Raw genomic sequence first — 22218 nt, forward strand, 5'->3', positions numbered from 1 at the left:
AATGAGCGGACAAATGATCGTGACCCCGTCGGCAGAGGGTATCGCTGCCTCTGTCAAGGCAGCCAAAGGGCGGGGACTGCCGCCTGTGCACCTATGGGACCCACCCTTCTGCGGCGATCTGGACATGCGGATCGCGCGCGACGGCACATGGTTCTATCAGGGCACACCGATCGGTCGCCCCGGGCTGGTACGTCTGTTTTCGACGATTCTGCGCAAGGATGGGGATCAGTACTTTCTGGTTACTCCGGTCGAGAAGGTTGGGATCACGGTTGACGACGCGCCTTTCGTGGCAGTGGATTTCGATGTCGCGGGCGAAGATCGGGGCCAGCGTCTGACGTTTCACACCAATGTTGGCGACAGCGTGACGGCGGGCCCCGCAACGCCGCTGCGTTTCGTGCGAGATCCCGAAACTGGTGAGCCATCGCCTTATGTGATGGTCCGCGCCGGTCTGGAGGCTCTGATTGATCGCAAGAGTTTCTACCGGCTTGTCGAGCTTGGAACCGAACATATGGTCGATGGGACGGAATGGTTCGGCATCTGGTCTGATGGTGCGTTCTTCGGCATCATTCCTGCAGCGGACCTACCCTGAGACAGAGCCGCTTTCGGCCGTCTCCGGCTTGGGCTGCATCAGCAGCACGAAAACACCGGGTAGAGTGCTGAGCAGGAACATAAGCCCGAAGGCAAGACTCGCAGCGAAACCTTCGGTCGCGCTGGCGCCTATCACTGGGAAAAGGGCTGCCGCGGCGCCCTCGCGTAGACCCCAACCGCTGATCGAGACGGGGATCAGCATCGTGAAGAGGATCAATGGCACCACGATCAGCACTGCCGTAACGGCCATAGTCGTACCTGTGGCACGCGCGCACAGGGCAAAAGCCAGCAGGTTCAACGCGGTGGTTCCAAGGCTGAGAAGCACCTGATGCGGCAGAACTGCGGGTGTCAGAACAGCGGTCCTGAATGCGGCGATCCAGTCCCTGATATGGCCCTGAATGCCCCTATTGCCGCGGCTGACTGCCAACAGAATACCCCCTGCCAGAACCAGAGCAAGCATGGAAACCGCCACCAAACGCAGCACCCAATCAGGTAGAGAGATGCCACCGGGGCTGATCCAGACCATCAGAACTGCTGCCGCCGTCACCACGAACAATACAAGTTGTCCGGCCAATCGTTCGAACACGACCGCCTGGCCGGCACGTTTCAAACCGGCCTCATGTCGGGCACGGACAGCGCGGCCCGCGTCGCCCAGCACACCGCCCGGCAAGGACTGGTTCACGATCTGAGACAGATAGTATTCGCGCATTGCCCGCCCGACCGGAATGGTCTGACCCAAGGCGCGGGCCGTCAGCCGCCACCGCAAGGCTGAAAACAAGGTCTGCGCCGTCAGCGCCACAACCGCCGCCAGAAGCCAGCGAGGATCGGCGGCAAGCAGCAGCTTTAGCGCGGCAGGACCATCCACCGCTTGCCAAAGAAGCGCCAACAAGGCCAGCGTTACGGCAAGGCGGAGAAGTCTCATCATCACGGGGCGCGAGAACATGGACTCAGCCTCCGTTCATGGATGTGACGGGCAAGGACGCCCCGGTGGGCGGCGCGGTGCTGAATGCCTCAAGCAAGAGGTCGCGCATCGCCTCCATAGGCAGGACGGGTGAGGCCTGCTCAGGTATCATGCCACGCGTCCAGCCCCAATCCGCCACATGTTCCAGCAGATCAGGAGGGCCGATCAGGTGGACGGGAACATCGCTTCGCTCGTCCAGCGCGATGAAACCTGCGGCCTGATGATCGCCCAGAACGATCATCAGCGGCGGGTCGTCAGCGTGGCGCAGAGCATAGTCGACGATCACCTCCATCGCATAGGTGATCGACATCCGATATTGCGCACGGACGCGGTCATGGTCGCGCCAGACAACATCAGGACGATCGTCCGACATGGCCATATCGTTGAAGACAGACCCGTCGCCCAGATCCTCCCACGGGATCAGGCGCGGAATCGGCACCCATGGCGCATGAGAGGAGATCAGGGCCACCTGCGCGAACAACCGTTGGTCGGAAGCATCATTACGCAAAAGTCGGTCCAGCGCGGCCAAGGTGAACTGATCCGGCATGGTGACCCAGTTGAAGGGGAGCCCGCGATAGCCAAGGTCGGCAGCGGGCAGCACCGTATCGAAACCCATAAAGTCCGCTTCGGGCCAGTCCAACGTGATGGCAGGCATAACGGCGGCAGTATGAAAGCCTGAGCGCGCGGCGATGTGAAACAGCGTCTCGCGTCCACTGGCGATCGCGGCCTGATAGCGAGCCTGCCCATCAACTCGCATCCCGTTGGCAAAGGTGGCATGCGCGAGCCAGCTTTGCCCGCCGCGTGTAGGAGAATCCAGATAGGCCGACCGCATGGCAAGACCGGCTTGTTCAAGGCGCTTGGTCGCCTTGGCAAGCAACGGTCGGTGTTCCTCGGCGTAGAACGGAGTGTCGAGGCTTGTCCGCCCATAGCTTTCGACAAAGATCACAAGCACGTCGCGGTCGATCCGGTCCAGTAAACCGGACTGCGCTGCGAAGGGATCCGCGCGAGCCAGTTCATTGAAAGCGCGCAGATCAGCTATCGTGTCGCGAACCAGCACCGCGCGCTCGACCCCGACACGCGCGGTAAAGGCGGCTCCCGGTGCGTTGAAGGGCACAGGCCAGCGCGCCATGATCGCGCCGACATCCATCACGGCAAGACCCAGTGCGAGCACAGCCCCGCCGCCTGCGAAAAGATGTGCCGGTCTTGGCAGGGACAGCCTGGCCCATACGCTCATTGCCCACCACAGGCTTGCGGTCAGTCCAAGAAGCGCGACGACCGCGCCAATCACTGCACCGATCGCGGCCCAAAGGCCTACAGAGCCCCAGAGCAGACGAAACGCCGCCTCCATCAGCGGCAGGTCACCCACAGGATTGAAGCCGCGCATGAAGGAGGTGAACATCGCGAAATCGGCGGTTTTCAGCACAACGATCACTGAGAGGACGACGACGAGGACCCCACGCAGCAGGCGTCCGGTCCGCCCATCGCCGATCACCGGCAGGGCCAGAAGCAGCACAACCCATTCCAGCGAAAGAACTGCAAGAGCCGCCCATGTCATGGCGGCCGGGTGATTGGGCTGAATCAGAACCACATGGAGTAGAGTGGCGGCCAGAACAGCAGCACCTGCGGCGCGCAGGAAGGGCAAGCTCACGTCTGATGCCTCCAGAGCCAGAGGATGTCGCGCCCGAAGGACCAGATCAAGGCCAAGGCCGCGCCCAGGGCGACAGAGAGAGCTATCCCCCCGCTGACGACAGGGGCTTGCAACGCAATCAGGGCCGCAATCTGGATCACGCAGACAACCTTGCGTCCAAACCTGTCAGGAAGAGGTGCCGCCATCCATGGCAGACTCCAGGAGGCCGCGACAAATCCATAGCGCATCACGCCCAACAACAGCACCACTGGCCCCACGCTGCCGTCGGCAAGTGCCAGCAAGGACAACAGCAGGGCAAGCGCTGCGTCCACCTCCATATCGAAGCGTGCGCCGAACTGCGACGAAAGCCCGCTCCGCCGCGCGAGAAAGCCATCCACACCGTCCAGTGACAGAGCCGTGGCTGCAACCAAAGCGACACCCCAGCCATTCAGGACATCATCGCTCAGCCCGGGTGCCAGCAGCGGAGTCAGAAGTGTTGTCCCCAACCCGGCGCGCAGCAGGGTGACCGCATTGCAAAGACCGAACCGTGGATGGGGATAGTGATGAGGAAGTTGACGCCAGAGAAATCCGACACCCAGAACGAACAGCGTGACAGAGGCCAGCGCCCCCATTGCAGAGGGAAGAACGAGCAGATGCAAGCCCAGTATCGCGGTCAGCGTCACAACCGCCGACGTCAAAAGCCCCGCACGCGGCGCCATCGCACGCGTCGGAGCAGCAGGTATGGCATCTGGCGGCATCAAGATCATCCAGCAAAGATAGTTTACATCGCGGGCAGTCAAGGAAGGTGGGGACACACAGCGAAACACGGGCGGCATCTTGCCTTGAAGGCGGGTGTCTGGACAGGAAACTTGACCGACACCGTGATCCGACTACGTCTGTAGAGGTCCATATCGGGGGAGCCATGAAGCCGCAACTGGATCATTACAAGGCACCTGCACGCTGGTTGCACTGGTCAGTGGCGCTTCTCGTTCTGGGGATGCTGCCGGTCGGTTACTTGATGGTGCAGGAAGGATTGAGCCGCCCGGTTCAGAATGCCCTGTTTCTGTTTCACAAGAATACCGGTGTGATCGTGGCGCTTCTGGTGGCTGCTCGCCTGTTCTATCGTTGGCGCAACCCGCCGCCACCGCTTCCGCGCAGCTTGCCGCTTTGGCAAAAGAGAATATCGGCCTGGACGCATGGCCTTTTATACGTGCTGATCGTGTTGATGCCTGTCTCGGGTTATGTGCGCGTCAGGGCGGGCGGATTTCCCATCGAGATGCTGGATGCGATGGGGATCGGGACCTTGCTGCCAAAATCCGATGCCTTGGCCAACTCTGCCAAGTCGCTGCACTACGCAGGGGCCTGGGCGCTGGCCGTTCTGGTTGCGCTGCATGTCGGAGCAGCCTTGCACCATGCGCTGATCAAGCGCGACGGGATCCTTCAGCGGATGTGGCCCGCGCGCGATTGAACCGACAAAGCCTGATTGAACAAAAGGACAGACCCTGCCCGTGACCTATCAGGCCCGACAGTCGGATATCTTGCGCGCGTATCGTTTAAGCCGTGCAGACCCTGCACGTCCCGCGATACCGTGGGCCCGTCCTTTTTTTGCTGTGCTGACCCTTGGCATCACCGTGATCACTGGTCTCGCTGTCGCGGCTTTCGTGTCAGAGTGGACGGCTTGGGCCGTTCTTGCGATGGCCTTGATCCTGCCCAGTCTTTTGTGGATTGCAGGCGGGGCGGCAACTGCGCTGACCGGATTGATCTGTGCGGCACCGGCCAGCCCCAAACCACCGCATGGGTGGGTGCCAAGTGGGCTTAGTGCGATCCTGCTGCTCCTGTGCCGTGAAGATCCCAAGGCAGTCGCCTCACGTCTGATCGCATTGTCCCGACAACTCAAGGACGCAGGGTTAGAGACACATACACGCCTGATCGTCCTGTCCGACACGTTCGGGGAGGACGCGGTTTCGGCCGAAGAGGCCGCCCTGAGACCATTGATTGCCAATGGATTGATCCGATATCGACGCAGGACCGACAACACGGGCAGAAAGCCCGGCAATATCGCCGAATGGTATGACCGGGAAGGCGGCGATTACGCTACCATGCTTGTGCTTGATGCGGACAGTCGGATGAGCGGGGCACGGATCGCCCGGATGATCTGGAAGATGGAGAGCACACCATCGCTTGGCCTTTTGCAGGCGGGAATGACATTGGCGCCAGCCCGCAGCCGTTTCGGACAGGTGCAACGGACAGCGTCGCGCCTGCTGGGGCCACCTTTCGCAACAGGTCTGGCTGTATGGGCTGCGGATACGGCAAACTACTGGGGCCATAACGCGCTGATCCGCACCGCTGCCTTTGCCAAGGCCGCGCATCTGCCACGTCTATCGGGTCGCGCGCCTTTTGGTGGCGACATCCTGAGTCATGATTTCATCGAGGCCGCCATCATCCGCGGCACCGGATGGACGGTGGAATTCGACCCCGATTCAGCGGGAAGTGCCGAGGACGGGCCGCAGGAGCTGGCCGAATTCCACCAACGGAACCGGCGCTGGTGCCAGGGGAATCTGCAACATATCCGTCTGATCGGGTGGCCAGGGTTGCATCCTCTCAGTCGATTGCACATTGCCTCGGGGATCTTCAGCTTTCTGGCGGCTCCTGTCTGGCTTGCATTGGTTGTTCTGATGGGATCGGGCCTTGTGATGATGGAAAGCGGGCTTCCCTTTGCCATGATCCTAGGTGTTCTGATGGTGCCGAAGTTCTGCGGTGTCTGGCGACTGATGGGTCCCCGCTCGACTGTGTGGCGCAGGCGCATCGCGCTCAAAGCTTTTGCCGGAGAACTGGCGGTGTCGAGCCTGCTTGCCCCGATCGTGATGCTGCATCACACCGGTGCCGTTCTGTCGGTTCTGGCGGGGCGGGACTGTGGGTGGAAGCGACCGAACCGGGTCGGGATCACTCTGCCACAAGGATTGCCCGAGGCAGTGGTCGGGCTGACGCTGACCGCCCTCGTCGTCACTCTGAACCCGGTGGCGGCCGTCTGGATTGCCCCGGTGGCCGGACCGATGATCGTCGCTCCTGTTTTGATCCGCTGGATGAACGGTGTCAGGCCCCGTCGGATGGAGCCGACCCCCGCAACCTGACATTGGCTGCGACAGGCCGGTGGTCCGAGGCCGCGCGGATGCCCGGTCCGTCAAGGGCGCGCATATCTTCGACCCGACCGGGTGCCGTCGTCAGAATGCGGTCCAACGGCAGAAACGGGCGTCCGACCGGAAAACTCGGGCAGGCAGGTCCCAGAAGCGCTTGCCCCAGAAGGCGTGGTGACAGGGCCAATCCGCCCCAAGGCCGCCATTCGTTCAGGTCACCGATCAAGACTGTTTGTCGGTCTGACCGGCGGCGCAGATGCTGTCCGATCACCCGCATCTGTGCGATCCGCGCGGGCTGGCCCAAAGACAGATGCGTGCCGATTACCCGAAACGGTCGCCCGTGATGCATGGCGTCGATCACGACAGCGCCCCGGTGGCAGTGACCGGGCAGGTCCAGAAGAACGGCATCCTCGATCTGGATATCCGGGGCCATGAACAGAATGATGCCCAGAAACCCGTGACTTTCAGGTCCCCAACGCAAGTGCAACGCCGCATGGGCGTGGCGCAGACCGGTGGCAGCCTCGATCCTTGGTATGTCCAGAAAACCGCGATGAGGGCGGACGTCCTCATCAGCCTCCTGTAGCACAAGGATACCTGTTCCCGGCAGTGCCACCTCTGACAGCAGGACATCTGCGGTGCGGACTGGATCGACGCGTCCATCATTGCCCTTGCCGCGATGGATATTCCAACTGACGCAGGTCAGCGTGGGATCGGTATCCGTGTTCATCCGTTCATCAGGACAGAAACGACGCTGCGCGACGTGGCACCGCTTGTGCGCTGTCATGAACGGGCAGCAGGGCCGCGCTGGCCTGGGGTGAGAGGCCACAGTCAAAAAGAACATCCGTGCCCAGCGCAAAAACACGCATATCCGGGCGGATGCAATCAGCCAGTTTCAGACGCGGTGACGCTGTGGTCAGCGCCGCAGGCCCTGCCCCGATCAGCAGGGGCGCGACTGCAACCTGCATCCGCGTCAGTAACCCGGCCTCGAGAAATGTCGAAATGGTGATACCGCCACCTTCGATCAACAGGGTCGACAGACCCGCGTCATGCAAGGCGCTCAGAATGGCGCGCGGACGGAATGTGCCGTCAATCTGCGGCAGACGGATCACCTCTACCCCTGTGGGGCGGGGACGCTCGACCGCCTGGATCACGAAACGGCGCGTGCCATCCGCACGCAGAGCGGGGGCGTCATCCGGCAGGCGGCCCTTGGGGTCGATCACGATCCGCGCCGGGTTCGGGCCGCTGCACAGTCGCACGGTCAGACGCGGATTGTCATGCAGGGCAGTTCCTACGCCGATCACCACGCCATCGACCAAGGCGCGCATCCGGTGCAGATGGGCCAGTCCGTCGGGGCCCGATACGTCGCGCGCATCACCCGCCACTGTCGCCACACGCCCATCAAGTGACTGGCCGATCTGGGCCACCGTCACAGGACCAAGATCACGCCGGGCAAGCGGCCCATAGAGGGCCAATGCCGCACGTTCACCGTCGGACCAGTCACCACAACAGGGGCAAGCCCGACCGGCACGGACGGCAAGGATACGGTCCCAGACATCGGGGGTCACGGTCACGTTGTGCATCGCTGTCCTCCTTGGTTGTGGGTCATGCCGTTCCCTTCGGCAAAGCCAGAAGGTCACGGTGGCCAATATGGCAAATCGCGGTATCCGCCGCGCTTGTTCGCGCGGCCCCCCATGTCTTGGCCGCGGATTCACCGGCCTCATGCGCGGCCTGTGCGATACCCTGCAGCAGTTCGCGGTGCAGGGCGGCGTGATTCTTGGTCAAACGCCACGGGCTGTCGGCTTCGACAATGTCGTAGCCAGCCGCTCCGAAGACTTCGGCGATCACGGCGGCAGCGTCAGGGCCGAGGGCCGGACCGAAACCCTTGTCGCCGCGTTGGTGGCGGTTGAACGCAAGCGTGACCGCAGCGTCATCGGTGTCGGCAGGAGACCACCGCATGATACCATCATAATTGAGTGCCGCGTAGAAAGGCAGGCCATGTGCGGACAGACGCTCTGCCAGCCTCGCTACCCAGTTGCGCGAGCACAGGTCCAGCAAGGCCGAGGCGGTGACTAGGCTTGCTCCCTCAAGCGGCAGAGAGTCCAGATCGCGCAGGTCGATCCGATGGGTCGTGGCCCGCTGACCTGCAGCGTCGGCGGCAATGGTCAGAAGTTCGGGGTCGTTGTCCACCAGTCGCCAGCTTGCCGGTGCCGCCAGATGCCCGGCAAAGGCGCGGATCGTCGATCCGGTGCCGCAGCCCAGATCAACGATCACAGGTTTGAGGCCCGCTGCATCCGCCGCTGCCGACAACAAGGAGGGGTCCCGCGCCGCATGGTCGGCGGGTTCACGCAGGGCCAGCCAGTCGGCGGAAAAGCCCATGGATCAGATCTCCGCCTCAAACCAGCCGCGCGCCAAGTGGCTTTCGTGAAGGGTGATACGCAGTTTCTTGACGCGGCCCGCGTCCTTGAGCGCACCGGCGCGCACCTTGGCGGCCATCTCGCGGAAGATGTGCCCTGACAGGAACTCGGTCGTCGTGAAGATGTTCTTAAACTGTGGCACCTCGTCCAGGTTCTTGTAGCGCAGCGGTTCCAGAACGGCGGCCAATGCTTCGATCGCCAGCCCGATATCGACGACCAAGCCATGCTCGTCGATGTCATCCGCGAAGAAAGCCGCGTCTACAGTGAATGTCGCGCCGTGCATCCCCTGAGCTGGCCCGAACAGAGGCGAGGGAAATGAATGGGCGATCATGATATGGTCACGGACTTCGACGGCGTACATTTGGGCTCCTTCGGGGGACGTTCAGTAGTTGCGTTCAATAACGGATGCGGTGGCAAAGAGTTCCCGGCGCGGCCAGAATGCCGGCGTAGGAGTCGGGCAGCTCGGCAAAGTCGGTCTCTCCGGAAATCAGTACGTCAAGGCGATCATCGCACAGAAGGTCAAGCGCCTTGGCAAGACGGCGGCCATAGCTCCAGCGTGGAAGGCGCTGGGCCGGGATGTTCCCGACTTGTGAACTGATCAGACGCAGGCGGCGACTGTGGAACGCCCCGCCCAGCGGCACCGATACCGGCCCGTCGCCGTGCCAGCTGGCCTCGACAACCGTGCCTTCCTGCCCGGCGAGGGACAATGCCAGCGTCAGTCCAGACTCGGACGCGCTGGTGTGAATGACGACATCACAGTCTTGCGGTGCGGCATCCGGCAGGGCGAAGTCTGCGCCAAGTGACTTTGCAAGACCGGTTCGGTCTTGGTTGATATCCACCAAGGTGACCTCGGTCCCCGGCAAGCGCGCGGCAAGGCTGGCCACCAGCGCGCCGACCACACCGGCACCGATCACGGCGATACGGTCCCCGGCACCTGCGCCACTGTCCCAAAGGATCGTGAGCGCGGTTTCCATATTTGCAGCAAGCACCGCCCTTTCAGGTGGAAGCTGGTCCGGCAGCGGAGTCAGTGCGGTCTCGGGCAAGCGATAACGTGTCTGATGGGGAAACAGGGCAAAGACTGCGCGCCCCTTCAGCGGTCCTTCGACAACACGTCCGACGCTGCAATATCCATACTTGACCGGATAGGGGAAATCTCCCTCCATCCCCGGACCGCGCATGCGGCTGTATTCCGATGCCGGAACGCGGCCCGCCGCTACAAGCCGTTCGGTGCCCCGACTGATGCCCGAGAACAACGCCTCGACCAAGACCCCCTCACCGATCTGGCCGGGTCTGATCTCGACCCTGTCCGGGGCCACGCACCATAGAGCTTCGGCGGTCATTTCAGCAGATGTCCCGACTTCGCGGCCTTGGTGGCCAGATAACGCGCGTTCTGCGCCGTCTGCCCCACCTGCAACGGCACCCGTTCCGCCACGGTGATACCCTGCGCCTGCAACATCGCGACCTTGGCCGGATTGTTCGTCAGCAAGCGGACCGCAGCAATTCCCAACCGCGCCAGAAGGGCCGAACCAATGCGGAAATCGCGTTCATCGTCATCAAAGCCGAGGTGGTGGTTGGCCTCTACGGTATCAAAACCCTGATCCTGAAGGGCATAAGCGCGCATCTTGTTCGCCAGACCGATCCCACGCCCTTCCTGATTGAGGTAGAGAAGGACCCCGCCTCCCTCTTCGGCCATGGCGGCAGTGGCGGCGTGCAGTTGCGGGCCGCAATCACATTTCAGGCTTCCCAAAACGTCGCCCGTGAAACAGGCCGAGTGAAGACGGACCAGAACCGGCGCGGTCCGGTCGGGTGTGCCGATCTCGATCGCATAATGCTCGATCCCGCCATCATCCGGGCGATAGACGTGCACGCGTCCGGTTTCATGCGCGGCCATCGGCAGCCGGGCGGAGGCGACAGGATGTTGCACGCGAGCCCGGGTCAGTTCGGCCAGGATCACGCCTGCCTCCATAATGGAGAGACCGTGCCGCACAGCCTCGGCCAATCCATCTTCGACCGAAAGCACCAAGGCTGCGGGCAACAGCTGAGAGGATTTCGCCAAGGCGATGGCCGCATGATGGATCGTGTTGCCCGGCATCAGGCGAGGCCGGGATCTTTCCACCGGATGGACCATGCCACGCGGCGCGGCGCGTGTCGGATCAGCCAAAGCCAGCACCCCTTCAAGCCCAAGCTGCACGGGCAAAGGAAAGGCCACCACATCCGTCTCGGGCAGATCGGTTATATCCAGTGCTGCCGCTCGGTTGCGCGTCAGGATCACCTGTGCAGCCGCGCCACCCGCCATCAAGGCCGCGTAGCGATCGACACTCAGCGTTTCGAGGGGGACAACAAGGCAGGCCATACTGTCCCCCGTCAGGACAACAGGAAGCCCCAGCCGGAGATCACCCTTGAGGCGCATCAGACGTTCGAGGGCGCTGGGCGCCAGAAGGGACGTGGCAGGATTTTCCGCCACGCGAGCAGGTCTCAGTGCATTCATGTCGTAACCAGGATTCCAGATATCACCGTCAACGTAGTGTTACAAAACCGCAGACAAGCCCATGCGTTGTATTTCGGCGGTTATCGTCAGGTCGTGCGCGATCTTATGCTTACACGGTCTGGACCTTGGCTAAGTTGCACTATGTGAACACTTCTTGAGTTTTTTCCACATCACCAGAGGAGACGTGGCTTGGCCCTGACAACTTGGCTTGGTTTGTTGCGTTCACTCGTGATCTATCACAATCCGGTGAGGACGGGTCCGTTGCGTCGCTTCTATCGCGATCTGCTGCGCCCCGGTGATCTTGTCTTCGATGTCGGCGCACATGTCGGCACAAGAGCGCGGGCCATGCGCGCCGCAGGGGCAAGGGTCGTGGCGCTGGAACCGCAGGAACCTTTCTCGACATTTCTGCGCCGGACCCTGCCGCGTGATGTCCGTCTGGTCGAAGCGGCGGCCGGCGGCGTGGAGACCGTTGCGGAGATGGCGGTGTCTTCGCTGCATCCCACGGTTTCGTCTCTGAAGGCGGGCTTTGCGGATGAGGCCGGGTCTGCCCCCGGTTTTGGTCATGTCCGGTGGGACCGGGTTCAACGGGTGCAAGTAACAACCCTGGACCGATTGATCGCCGAGGAAGGTCTGCCACGCTATGTCAAGATCGACGTGGAAGGCTTTGAGCTGGAAGTGCTGTCCGGCCTCAGCCAACCGGTCGAGATGGTCTCGGTCGAATATCTGCCCGGACTCCCTGATCTGACCCTGTCCGTGATCGACCGGCTGCAACAGCTTGGGTCCTACAGGTTCAATCCGGTCCGGGGTGAATCGGGTCGTTTTCTGTGGGATGACTGGCGCGATGCGGAATCGACGCGGACCTGGTTGAAGGGTCTGGCTGCCGATGGTCCATCAGGTGATCTTTACGCGCGGCTTGATGGCTGACCGCGCAGTAGTTCCGCGAATGCGTCGAACACGACAGGATTGGCCGTCAGCACAGTGCCGGACCGTTCGGGCCGATCGTGGGGATCAAGGGCGGCTGTCCGCGCACCGGATTCATGCAGGATGACCAATCCAGCAGCGATATCCCATTGTTGCAGGCGGCGCTCCCAGAAGCCGTCCAGCCGACCGGTGGCCACATAGGCCAGATCCAGCGCCGCAGCCCCCATACGGCGCACTCCGGCGCAATGCGGCATCAGTCGGCCAATATCGGCGGCGTGGTCGTCGATATGGGCCATGTCCCCAAAGGGTATCCCCGTGCCGAACAGGGCCGAAGACAGGCTTTCGGTTCTTGAAGCGGAGATAGGTGCACCGTTCAGATGCGCGCCTTGACCGAGACTGGCCGAAAAGGTCTCGGCCTTCACCGGATCGTGCACAACGCCAATGCGGCGCAGGCCATCGACCTCAAGCGCGATGGACACGGCCCAATGGGGAATCCCGCGCAGGAAGTTTGTGGTGCCGTCCAGCGGATCGACGATCCAGCGACGGCTGGCGGGGGCAGAGGCACCGGTTTCTTCACCCAGCCATCCATCCCCCGGACGCGCCCCCAGCAAGGTGGTTTTCAGGCAAGCTTCCGCCTCGAGATCGGCCTGAGACAGAAAGTCGCCCGCTCGTTTGGTCTGGACAGTCAGGTTGGCTCGGTCGGACCAATGGCGCATCAATATCTGACCAGCGTCATCAGCGGCTTTCAGAGCGAGCGTCAGATCAGCGGCATCTTGCGCAACTTCAATCATGTGCGACTCCGGGCTGCGGCATCAATGGCATTGCCCGCAACGCGCGCGGTGTCGGCCCATGAGGCAAGAGAGGCACCCTTTTGTCTGGCGGCTGTGGCCATTGCGGCGTGCCGGGCGCTGTCCGACAGAAGGGTTCTCATTGCTGCGGCAAAAGCAGTGGGATCGTCACGCTCAACCAACAAGCCTGCGTCCGCCGGCACGGTGTCCGGCACTGCTCCCGTTCGGCAAGACACGATGGGCAGCCCATGGACAAGCGCCTCGTTGAACACGATCCCATAGCCTTCGTAGCGGGTCGCCAATGCGAAAACCTTGGCCTGCCGATAAAGCCTGTCCAGTTCCTCAGGCGAGACCCGTCCTGCAAGACGAATCCGCGCGGCCAATCCGAAAGTGTTGATCCTGTCCTGAAGCGCGGCAGAATGGCCCTTTTCCCATGGATTGCCCACGATGACGGCCTGCCAGTCCAGATCCGCAAGCCGCGCCAGTGCGTCGATCAGCACATCATGTCCCTTGCGGGGATGCAGGATACCGACCGAAAGGATCAGCGGCGGGCCATCATGCGCCTCGGGTGTGATCGATTGATGTTTTGGCTGTGCGATTCCCGGCAGCGCGACATGGACGCGGTCGGCGGGAACATCATACCGCTCGATCAGGATGGCGCGGGTGTGCGGGCTGGGGACAAGAACCTGTGCCGCATGGCGCAAATTATCCCGCTCGGTTTGCCAGAGCATCCGTTGCTGATCCTCGGGCAGCCCGCTTTCCAGCGCCAGAGGATGATGGACCAGTGCCACGATGGGTGCCTTGATTCTTGCAACCCCGTCAGTGGTCAACGCGCCAAAGGCCAATCCGTCGATGATGACAGGGCAATCGGCGGGCAGTTCTTGCAGCGCATTCAGCGCCTCTGTCATCGCGCGGTCTGTGGGAAATGGAAACCCATCCGGCAATTGCACCAGTGTCATATCGCGCCCCGCCGCGCGCAATTCCTCGAGCAAGAGCCGGTCATAGATATACCCGCCCGTCAGCGTGGTGATGTCACCCGGCAAGGCCAGGGCTGCGGATGGGGCCTGCATTGTCATGAAAATGGTGCCGATCTTGGTGTGCGTCAGGGATGCGGAGCCTAGGGCCTGCGCGCTTGCAGGCAAGTCCTGTCAGACCCGTGTGACGAAAATCAACTCGGACCGCATTGTCATAAAAGGTTTACAAAAGGTTCATAGAAGCGTTGTGCCGGGTGACTAGGCACTGGGCCGAGATCGCCGATCGGGTGATCGAAACCCAAAGGTATCAGGAGTTTTCCATGACCGTCAAACTGTCCGCCTCCGTGCTGGCCATCGCTGCCGTCTCGGCAACCACCGCCATGGCACGCGACAATGTGCAAGTCACCGGTTCATCCACCGTTCTGCCTTATTCGACGATCGTCGCCGAAGCGTTTGGCGAAAACTTCGATTTCCCGACCCCGGTCGTGGAAGGCGGAGGCTCGGGTGCAGGCCGCGCCAAGATGTGCGAAGGCGTGGGCACCAACACTGTCGATATCGCCAACTCGTCCTCGCGCATCACCCAGAAAGACCTGGACACCTGCGCGGCAAATGGTGTGACCGAGGTGATGGAAGTCCGCTTCGGCTATGACGGAATCGTCTTTGCATCCGATGTGAACGGCCCCGCGTTCGCTTTTACCCCGGCTGACATCTATAACGCTTTGGCTGCACAGGTTGCGGTCGACGGTGCCATTGTCGCGAACCCCTATTCCCAGTGGTCCGATTTCAACAACGCGATGCCCGCGCAAGAAATTCTGGTCCTGTCGCCCGGCACCAAGCACGGCACCCGTGAAGTGTTCGACGAGCGTGTGATTATTGCTGGCTGCAAGGAAACAGGCGCTTACGACCTGTTCCTCGCAACGGCAGAGGGCGACGACGATCGCGCCAAATCCCGCGTCGCCAATGGCGAATGCACCAAGCTGCGCACCGATGGCCGCAACGTGGACATCGACGGCGACTACACCGAAACCCTGGCCCGTCTGGAAGCCGACAAGAAAGCCATCGGCGTGTTCGGTCTGTCCTTCTACCAGAACAACACCGACAAGCTGCGCGTCGGCACCATGGGCGGCATCACGCCGTCGACAGAATCCATCGCTTCGGGTGAGTATCCGGTATCCCGTCCGCTGTTCTTTTATGTGAAAATGGCGCATCTGGATGTGATCCCCGGCCTGCAGGAATATATCGAGTTCTTCGTGTCCGACGACATGGCTGGTCCCGATGGTCCGCTGGCCCAGTACGGTCTTGTGTCCGACCCAGAGCTGGCTGCGACACAAGAGATGGTCGCCAACCGCACTCCGATGGGTCCGCTGAACTGATCTGACACATCTGCCAGCCTCCGGATCATGGTCCGGGGGCTGGCGCTACCTCTGCCTCTCATCTCCGGGAACCACCATGCCAATCCTGTTGCTGATCATTGTTCTTGGGGTTCTCGCGATTGCAGGTTTCGTTCTGGGGCGACGGCGTGCTCTGGCTTCGGTCGAGGGGAATACCCGACGACTCCATTCACTTCCGAACTATTACGCCTGGCACGGGGCCATCATGGCCTTTCTGCCAGCGATTGCCGTTCTGACGCTCTGGCTGATCGCTCAACCGCTTATCATCGAACGCCAGCTTTCGGGGTACTTCCCTACCGAGCAATTCGAGAATAACAGCCAGCGTATCCTCTTGATGGCCGATGTGCGTCGCGTCGCCGAAGGGCTTGATGTCGCCGTGGCCGCAGGGGCCTTGAGCGAGACTGATGCTGCAAGCTTAAGTGCGGACGGATCGATCCGTGAACGCCTGGCCGGCGTTGGCGTGGCCCTTGGCGCCGACGTGACCCCGCAGGTTCTGGAAGCGTCGCAAGCCTATCGGCAGCTTGCTGCAAACGGCGGCCTATGGCGGAGTGTTTTGACGCTGATCGTGGCTGTAGCGGGACTGCTCTATGCCTTGCGCATCACCAATGGAGATTTCCGCGCGCGCAACCGTGTGGAAGGTGTGATCCTGGGTGTTTTGATCATGGCTTCGACCATCGCGATCCTGACGACGATCGGGATCGTTTTGTCGATGCTGTCCGAGACGATCCGCTTCGCCTCGATGTATCCATTCAAGGATTTCCTTTTCGGCCTCACATGGCAGCCCAGTTTTCAGGGCAACAGCCAGCTTGGCCTTTTGCCGCTGCTTTGGGGCACGCTCTACATCAGCCTTGTGGCGATGATCGTCGCGGTCCCCACCGGTCTGTTTACCGCGATCTATCTGGCCGAGTATGCCAGCCCGCGTGTCCGTTCGATCGTCAAGCCGCTGATCGAGGTGATCGCGGGCATCCCAACCGTTGTCTTCGGCCTGTTCGCGCTTGTGACCGTTGGCCCCTTCCTGCGCGACTGGTTCGCAGTGCCAACGGGGCTTGGGTCTTCAGGCTCGTCGGTCATGACGGCCGGGTTGGTGATCGGTGTGTTGAACATCCCGTTCATTTCGTCACTTGCCGACGACATCATTAACGCTGTGCCGCAATCGCTGCGTGACGGCTCTTATGGCTTGGGCGCGACCAAATCCGAAACCGTGCGGCAGGTGATCCTGCCTGCGGCCCTTCCAGGAATTGTGGGGGCCATCCTTCTGGCCGCCAGCCGCGCCATTGGCGAGACGATGATTGTGACGATGGGTGCTGGGGCCGCTGCCAAACTTGACCTCAACCCGTTCGAGGCGATGACGACGATCACCGTCAAGATCGTCAGTCAGTTGACCGGCGATACCGAGTTCAATTCGCCCGAGACTTTGGTGGCCTTTGCCCTTGGCATGACGCTTTTCGTCATCACGCTGGGCCTGAACATCTTTGCCCTTTGGGTCGTGCGCAAATACCGGGAGCAATACGAATGACCGACGCCACTTCCGCCAATGTCCCGGCATCCGCACCGGTTCCGCACGCATCCTCATTGCTGACGCAGACCGCGTTGATGAAAAAGCGCAATGCCGCCGAGACGCGGTTCAAGGCCTACGGGATCGCCGCGATCTGTGTCAGCCTTTCGGTTCTGGCCGTCATGCTGTGGACAATCTTCAGCGACGGGGTTTCGGCCTTCAAGCAAGCCACTTTCACTTTTCCCGTGACGCTGGACCCCGAGCGACTGGACCCCAGGGGGAACCGCGAACGTGACGAAATGATGCGTGTGACCACAATTGGCTACACCAACCTTCTGAACCAGCAACTGGTCGCCTATCTGGCGGAACGCGATATCTCGACCGAGGGGGTCGATGACAAGGACATTGCGGCTTTCATCTCACGCGACACCCCGGCGCGTCTGCGGAACATGGTGTTGGATAACCCTGACCTGTTGGGCCAGACAATCCGTTTCGAGGGCTTCGCGACGGGACGAATCGACGGCTACATCAAGGGTCGCGTGACCCGTGACACCGCCGAACGGGACACGAACATCTCGGTGGCACAGCTTGATCTGGCTGACCGCATGATCGACGAAGGCATCCTGTCGGCCAAGTTCAACTGGAGCTTTCTGACCGCGCCCGATGCCTCGGACCAACGGCCCGAGGCGGCCGGTCTGGGTGTGGCCATGATCGGTTCTGCCTATATGATGTTTCTTGTGGTGATCATGGTGTTGCCGCTTGGCGTAGCAGCCTCGATCTATCTCGAGGAATTCGCGCCGAAGAACCGCTGGACCGACCTGATCGAGGTGAATATCTCGAACCTCGCTGCGGTGCCTTCGATCGTTTATGGTATCCTTGGTTTGGCGATCTTCATCAACTTTGCCAAGTTTCCGCAATCAAGCCCGCTGGTGGGTGCGCTCGTGCTGACCTTGATGACCTTGCCAACGATCATCATCGCAACCCGTGCTGCGATCCGTGCCGTGCCGCCCTCGATCCGCGACGCGGCGCTGGGCGTGGGTGCATCGAAAATGCAGACCGTGTTCCACCATGTGCTGCCGCTTGCCGCGCCAGGCATCATGACCGGAACGATCCTTGGCCTGGCCTCGGCACTGGGAGAAACGGCACCGCTTTTGCTGATCGGCATGGTCGCCTTTGTGGCTAACTATCCCGCTGGACCGCTGGACGGAGGGATGCTTGACCCCGCCACCGCCCTGCCTGTGCAAGTCTATTCCTGGGCCTCACGCTCGGATCCCGCCTTTATCGAACGCTCGGCAGGTGCGATCATCGTCCTGCTGGCCTTCCTCGTCGTGATGAACATCGTCGCCATCGTATTGCGGCGCAAGTTCGAGCGGCGTTGGTAACCCATCGGACAGGACAGACAGCCATGTATGACGCGCCAACACCGGAGACGAGATTGACCCAGAATACCACCAAGATCACCGCACGCGGCGTGCAGGTCTACTACGGCGACAAGCAGGCGCTGAAAGATGTGAATGTCGACATCCTCGACAATACCGTGACTGCCTTCATCGGGCCTTCGGGTTGCGGCAAATCCACCTTCCTGCGGTGTTTCAACCGGATGAACGACACCGTAGCCAGCGCGCGCGTTCAGGGCGAGATCCTGTTGGACGGCGAGAATATCTATGACAAGCGCGTCGATCCGGTGCAGTTGCGTGCCAAGGTGGGCATGGTGTTCCAGAAGCCGAACCCGTTCCCCAAGTCGATCTATGACAATGTATCCTACGGCCCCAAGATCCACGGGCTGACACGCTCCAAAACGGAACTGGATCAGGTCGTCGAAGAAAGCTTGCGAAAAGCCGCATTGTGGAACGAGGTCAAGGATCGTCTGAACGAGGCGGGCACCGGCCTGTCGGGTGGTCAGCAACAGCGACTTTGTATCGCGCGGGCTATCGCCACCTCGCCCGAGGTGCTGCTGATGGACGAGCCCTGCTCGGCTCTCGATCCCATCGCCACCGCGCAAGTCGAAGAACTGATCGACGAACTGCGGGCCAGCTTCTCGGTCGTGATTGTCACCCACTCGATGCAGCAGGCTGCCCGGGTCAGCCAGAAGACAGCCTTTTTCCATCTGGGCAGTCTGGTGGAATATGGCGACACCAGCACAATTTTCACCAACCCGTCCGATCCGCGCACCGAAAGCTATATCACCGGCCGTATCGGCTGATCCCGAGATCACGCCCTGCGAGGGGCGATCCAGAGAACAGGAAGACTGATCCCATGTCCGACAGCACGCAACATATCGCCTCGGCCTTTGACCGCGACCTGGAAGGTATTCAGGGCCAGATCATCAAGATGGGCGGGCTGGTCGAGGCCGCGATCCTTGATGCCGCCCAATCGCTGGCTGATCGGGACGAGGAACTGGCCGAGAAGGTCCGCGCTGGCGACCGCGCCATTGATGAGCTGGAAGAGTTGATCAACGAAACCGCCGCCCGCGTGATTGCCTTGCGTGCGCCAACTGCGATAGACCTGCGCGTTGTGTTGTCGGTGATGAAGATCAGCGCCAACCTTGAACGCATCGGGGACTATGCGAAAAATATGGCCAAACGCACCTCGGTTCTGGTGCAGATGAGCCCGATCAACGGCAGTCACGCCGCCCTGCGCCGCATGGCCCGCGAGGTGCAGATGATGCTCAAGGACGCGCTGGACGCCTATATCCACCGCGATGCCGAGCTGGCACTTGACGTGATTCAGCGCGACCGCGACGTGGACCAGATGTATAACGCCCTGTTCCGCGAGTTCCTGACCTTCATGATGGAAGACCCGCGCAATATCACGGCCTGCATGCATCTGCATTTCATCGCCAAGAACACCGAACGCATGGGGGACCATGTCACCTCGATTGCCGAGCAGGTCGTCTATCTGGTCACCGGCGACATGCCCGAGGATCAGAGACCCAAGGGGGACAATGTGTCCTTCACCATGCCGGATGTGAAAGGCTGAAACGATGGCCGCCGATCAACCCACCGTCCTGATCGTCGAAGACGAGCCTGCGCAACGCGAGGTTCTGGCCTATAATCTTGAGGCGGAAGGTTTCCGGGTCAGCCGTGCCGAAAACGGAGAGGAAGCCTTGCTGCTGATCGCCGAGGAAGCGCCCGATCTGATCGTTCTGGACTGGATGCTGCCCAATGTCTCGGGGATCGAGGTGTGCCGCCAGTTGAAGATGCGGGCCGATACGCGCGGCGTGCCGGTCATCATGTTGTCGGCGCGGTCCGAAGAGGTGGACAAGGTTCGCGGACTGGAGACCGGTGCCGATGACTATGTCATCAAGCCCTATTCCGTTGTCGAACTGATGGCGCGGGTGCGTGCCCAGTTGCGCCGGACCCGTCCTTCAACGGTGGGTGGGCGGCTTGAATATGAAGACATCGTGCTGGACAGCGAAACCCACCGGGTCACACGGTCAGACAAACCTCTGAAACTGGGGCCGACCGAGTTTCGCCTGTTGTCCACATTCATGGAGAAACCAGGCAGGGTCTGGAGCCGCGAGCAGCTTCTGGACCGCGTCTGGGGACGAGACATCTATGTCGATACGCGCACGGTTGATGTCCACATCGGACGGTTGCGCAAGGCCCTGACCATCCACGGCGGCACTGACCCGCTGCGCACCGTGCGCGGTGCAGGATATGCGCTGGGCTGACGGCGTCCTTGTCAGTTCGGCCAGAAAACCCGGTAGGACATCCAGAGCGCCATGACGATCATCATGATATTCTCGGTCAGCGAGACAAAGCCCAGCGGGACATTGCTTGAACCACCGACGCAGGCGCATTTCAGGGATCGTTTGTCGATGTAGACGGCCTTGAATACAGATACTGCACCGACCGTCCCGATGAACAACGCCACGGGTGCGGCAATCCAGATCAAAGCCCCTGCAATCATCAGGATACCGGCCAGCGCTTCTCCGAAGGGGTAGAGATAGGCATAACGCACCCAGCGGCGCGCCAGCAGGTCATAGTTCAGATACATGGTTGAGAACGCTTCGACATCTTGCAGTTTCTGAATGGCGAGGATGCACATGCTGATGGAAATGAACCACTCGACCGCGCGCATGTTGAAAACCGTGCCGAAAACAAACCAAGTAACTGCCAAGGCCATCAACGCGGCGACCAGAAAAATCGCAATGACCGGCTCATAGGACGTGTCTTCGTCGGTCTTGACCGCTTTCCCGAAATATGCGCGCAGAGCGTCGTGGCCACCGATCCGGTCCGTGCCAATGAAGGTTTGCGGTGTTGTCTCGACATCATGCTTCTGCTTGAAAGCCTCGGTCTGCTCTCGCGTCTCAAGGTGATGATCCTCGACCGTGAAACCGTGCCGTTCAAGCAGATCCTTGGACTTGAGACCGAAGGGGCACACATGATCAGGCATCACCATGCGGTAGAGTATGGCTGTTCGGTCGGAGTTCTGAGCGTTCATTCGTCTTCCTTTCGGGACAGCTTTTGCAGGTTATCCCGGCTTGCAGGCAAAGAAGCCGCGGTAGCCAACGCGCAAACCCTCGGCGAGGGTGAACACCAAATCGGCATTCTGGCGCCAGTCCGCCTCCTCGCCCAAAGGCTGAACTGCGACTGAAATACCATCGGAAGCAAACGCGGCCGCACCCGCCTGCGGATCATCTCCGGGGTCCAGACCGATAAGGACACCGTTCAGCTTGATGGCGGCCGGGCCAGCCTTGTCGCCCCACAGGATCGGATCGGATTCGGGACTGCGATTGAATGTGCAGGATGCGCGGCTTGAAAGCACCTGTTGCGCCTCAGCCTCCGAAATCGGTGCAAGATCAAGTTGGCTGATCAAAGTATTTGACAATGCGTCGGACAGGCTGCCGGGTTTGGCTTCCGGGTCCTCATAGACACTGTCGGTCACTTCACCAGTCACGGTTTGTCCGATGAGATAGCGCATTTCGGCGATCTCTCGGCGCTGCGCCTCAATGATTTCGTCGGCCATCTTGCGCACACGCGCATCCGTGATTCCTGCCCGTTCCGATGTCATGACCGCAATGGAGTGATGCGGAATCATGGCCCGCATATAACTTGCCCCCGAGACCGTGACCTGACTCCGCACAAGCCAGAGAGTCGCGCCGAACAGGATGATCGCCGCCGCGAAGATCGCGATGTTCAGACCTTTGTTTTCGTACATGCCCAGCATAAAGGCCAGCATGATGACAGCCATGACTGCCCCCATCATGATCGCCATGTATGTTCTCGTCTCCGAGAAGAAGACGTGCTCCCACGCGTAGGTGTTCAGATACATCAGCACGAACATCACGACAGTGGACGTGAAGATCATCAAACCGAAGCGGGCATAGGACATGTCATCGTCCCTCCTTCGAGGCTATTCCAACACAGGACAAACGCCCTCCGCCGCCATGGGTTCCAAAGAGCCTGGACTATCGGTTGAATTCACATAAGCC

At 61.2% G+C, this 22218-nt stretch carries 23 protein-coding genes; 10 read left to right on the forward strand and 13 right to left on the reverse strand.

Annotation, left to right across the window (positions count from 1 at the left end; genetic code table 11):
- Position 1: 1 nt before the first annotated feature.
- On the forward strand, positions 2-589 hold the full coding sequence (locus PVW27_RS15500) for a DUF1285 domain-containing protein (RefSeq protein ID WP_274559282.1): 588 nt from the start codon (positions 2-4) through the stop codon (positions 587-589).
- Here PVW27_RS15500 and PVW27_RS15505 read toward each other — a convergent pair.
- The 3 genes from PVW27_RS15505 to PVW27_RS15515 are packed head-to-tail and all read right to left on the reverse strand — an operon-like array spanning position 581 to position 3934.
- A complete protein-coding gene (locus PVW27_RS15505; protein ID WP_274559284.1) occupies positions 581-1531 on the reverse strand; it encodes a lysylphosphatidylglycerol synthase transmembrane domain-containing protein in 951 nt (316 codons plus the stop codon). The two genes, PVW27_RS15500 and PVW27_RS15505, sit on opposite strands and share 9 nt — an antisense overlap.
- A 4-nt stretch (positions 1532-1535) precedes the next feature.
- Positions 1536-3197, reverse strand: coding sequence for a sulfatase-like hydrolase/transferase (locus tag PVW27_RS15510; RefSeq protein ID WP_274559285.1), 1662 nt, complete (start codon positions 3195-3197; stop codon positions 1536-1538).
- Positions 3194-3934 (reverse strand): CDP-alcohol phosphatidyltransferase family protein, encoded by a 741-nt coding sequence (locus PVW27_RS15515; RefSeq protein ID WP_274559287.1) that lies wholly within the window; start codon positions 3932-3934, stop codon positions 3194-3196. The genes PVW27_RS15510 and PVW27_RS15515 overlap by 4 nt, the downstream gene beginning before the upstream one ends.
- Before the next feature lie 164 nt (positions 3935-4098).
- Here PVW27_RS15515 and PVW27_RS15520 point away from each other — a divergent pair, with 164 nt between their 5' ends.
- Positions 4099-4644 (forward strand): cytochrome b, encoded by a 546-nt coding sequence (locus tag PVW27_RS15520; protein WP_274559289.1) that lies wholly within the window; start codon positions 4099-4101, stop codon positions 4642-4644.
- 40 nt (positions 4645-4684) lie between these two features.
- Entirely contained in the window at positions 4685-6307 is a 1623-nt protein-coding gene (gene mdoH, locus PVW27_RS15525) for a glucans biosynthesis glucosyltransferase MdoH (protein ID WP_274559291.1), read from the forward strand.
- On the opposite strand, the gene PVW27_RS15530 is transcribed toward mdoH, so the two are convergent.
- The 6 genes from PVW27_RS15530 to ribA are packed head-to-tail and all read right to left on the reverse strand — an operon-like array spanning position 6270 to position 11212.
- Positions 6270-7037, reverse strand: coding sequence for an endonuclease/exonuclease/phosphatase family protein (locus tag PVW27_RS15530; protein ID WP_274559292.1), 768 nt, complete (start codon positions 7035-7037; stop codon positions 6270-6272). The two genes, mdoH and PVW27_RS15530, sit on opposite strands and share 38 nt — an antisense overlap.
- 7 nt (positions 7038-7044) lie before the next feature.
- A complete protein-coding gene (locus PVW27_RS15535) occupies positions 7045-7890 on the reverse strand; it encodes a RibD family protein (protein WP_274559293.1) in 846 nt (281 codons plus the stop codon).
- Between the two features lie 22 nt (positions 7891-7912).
- Positions 7913-8686 (reverse strand): class I SAM-dependent methyltransferase, encoded by a 774-nt coding sequence (locus PVW27_RS15540; RefSeq protein ID WP_274559294.1) that lies wholly within the window; start codon positions 8684-8686, stop codon positions 7913-7915.
- A 3-nt stretch (positions 8687-8689) separates the two neighbouring features.
- A complete protein-coding gene (locus tag PVW27_RS15545) occupies positions 8690-9085 on the reverse strand; it encodes a 6-pyruvoyl trahydropterin synthase family protein (RefSeq protein ID WP_274559295.1) in 396 nt (131 codons plus the stop codon).
- A 34-nt stretch (positions 9086-9119) separates the two neighbouring features.
- Positions 9120-10064 carry a zinc-dependent alcohol dehydrogenase gene (locus PVW27_RS15550; protein ID WP_274559297.1) on the reverse strand — a complete coding sequence of 315 codons (945 nt, stop codon included), beginning with the start codon at positions 10062-10064 and terminating at the stop codon, positions 9120-9122.
- Positions 10061-11212, reverse strand: a complete 1152-nt coding sequence (gene ribA / locus PVW27_RS15555) for a GTP cyclohydrolase II (RefSeq protein WP_432762054.1) — start codon at positions 11210-11212, stop codon at positions 10061-10063. Before ribA ends, PVW27_RS15550 begins: the two co-directional genes overlap by 4 nt.
- A 261-nt stretch (positions 11213-11473) precedes the next feature.
- Between ribA and PVW27_RS15560 the strand changes: the two genes are divergently transcribed.
- A complete protein-coding gene (locus tag PVW27_RS15560) occupies positions 11474-12136 on the forward strand; it encodes an FkbM family methyltransferase (RefSeq protein WP_274559299.1) in 663 nt (220 codons plus the stop codon).
- On the opposite strand, the gene PVW27_RS15565 is transcribed toward PVW27_RS15560, so the two are convergent.
- Positions 12115-12924, reverse strand: a complete 810-nt coding sequence (locus tag PVW27_RS15565) for an inositol monophosphatase family protein (RefSeq protein ID WP_274559301.1) — start codon at positions 12922-12924, stop codon at positions 12115-12117. The two genes, PVW27_RS15560 and PVW27_RS15565, sit on opposite strands and share 22 nt — an antisense overlap.
- Complete coding sequence (locus PVW27_RS15570) at positions 12921-13997, reverse strand: glycosyltransferase family 4 protein (protein ID WP_338019960.1); 1077 nt, start codon at positions 13995-13997, stop codon at positions 12921-12923. Before PVW27_RS15570 ends, PVW27_RS15565 begins: the two co-directional genes overlap by 4 nt.
- Positions 13998-14215: 218 nt before the next feature.
- Here PVW27_RS15570 and PVW27_RS15575 point away from each other — a divergent pair, with 218 nt between their 5' ends.
- The 6 genes from PVW27_RS15575 to phoB all read left to right on the forward strand — a co-directional run bounded on the left by PVW27_RS15575 (position 14216) and on the right by phoB (position 20454).
- Positions 14216-15268: a PstS family phosphate ABC transporter substrate-binding protein gene (locus PVW27_RS15575; protein WP_274559303.1), complete on the forward strand. Its 1053-nt coding sequence runs from the start codon at positions 14216-14218 to the stop codon at positions 15266-15268.
- Between the two features lie 76 nt (positions 15269-15344).
- Positions 15345-16802, forward strand: coding sequence for a phosphate ABC transporter permease subunit PstC (gene pstC, locus PVW27_RS15580; protein WP_274559305.1), 1458 nt, complete (start codon positions 15345-15347; stop codon positions 16800-16802).
- Positions 16799-18163 (forward strand): phosphate ABC transporter permease PstA, encoded by a 1365-nt coding sequence (gene pstA / locus PVW27_RS15585; RefSeq protein WP_274559307.1) that lies wholly within the window; start codon positions 16799-16801, stop codon positions 18161-18163. The genes pstC and pstA overlap by 4 nt, the downstream gene beginning before the upstream one ends.
- A gap of 23 nt (positions 18164-18186) precedes the next feature.
- Positions 18187-18984 carry a phosphate ABC transporter ATP-binding protein PstB gene (pstB, locus tag PVW27_RS15590; RefSeq protein WP_274559309.1) on the forward strand — a complete coding sequence of 266 codons (798 nt, stop codon included), beginning with the start codon at positions 18187-18189 and terminating at the stop codon, positions 18982-18984.
- A 53-nt stretch (positions 18985-19037) separates the two neighbouring features.
- Complete coding sequence (gene phoU / locus PVW27_RS15595; protein WP_274559311.1) at positions 19038-19760, forward strand: phosphate signaling complex protein PhoU; 723 nt, start codon at positions 19038-19040, stop codon at positions 19758-19760.
- Positions 19761-19764: 4 nt separating this feature from the next.
- Positions 19765-20454, forward strand: a complete 690-nt coding sequence (phoB, locus tag PVW27_RS15600; RefSeq protein WP_274559313.1) for a phosphate regulon transcriptional regulator PhoB — start codon at positions 19765-19767, stop codon at positions 20452-20454.
- Positions 20455-20465: 11 nt separating this feature from the next.
- On the opposite strand, the gene PVW27_RS15605 is transcribed toward phoB, so the two are convergent.
- Complete coding sequence (locus PVW27_RS15605) at positions 20466-21227, reverse strand: glutaredoxin family protein (protein WP_274559316.1); 762 nt, start codon at positions 21225-21227, stop codon at positions 20466-20468.
- 30 nt (positions 21228-21257) lie between these two features.
- On the reverse strand, positions 21258-22118 hold the full coding sequence (locus tag PVW27_RS15610; RefSeq protein ID WP_274559318.1) for a DUF305 domain-containing protein: 861 nt from the start codon (positions 22116-22118) through the stop codon (positions 21258-21260).
- Positions 22119-22218: the final 100 nt, after the last annotated feature.

Origin of the sequence: Seohaeicola sp. 4SK31 (assembly GCF_028802875.1) — a bacterium.
Classification (GTDB): Bacteria; Pseudomonadota; Alphaproteobacteria; order Rhodobacterales; family Rhodobacteraceae; genus Seohaeicola.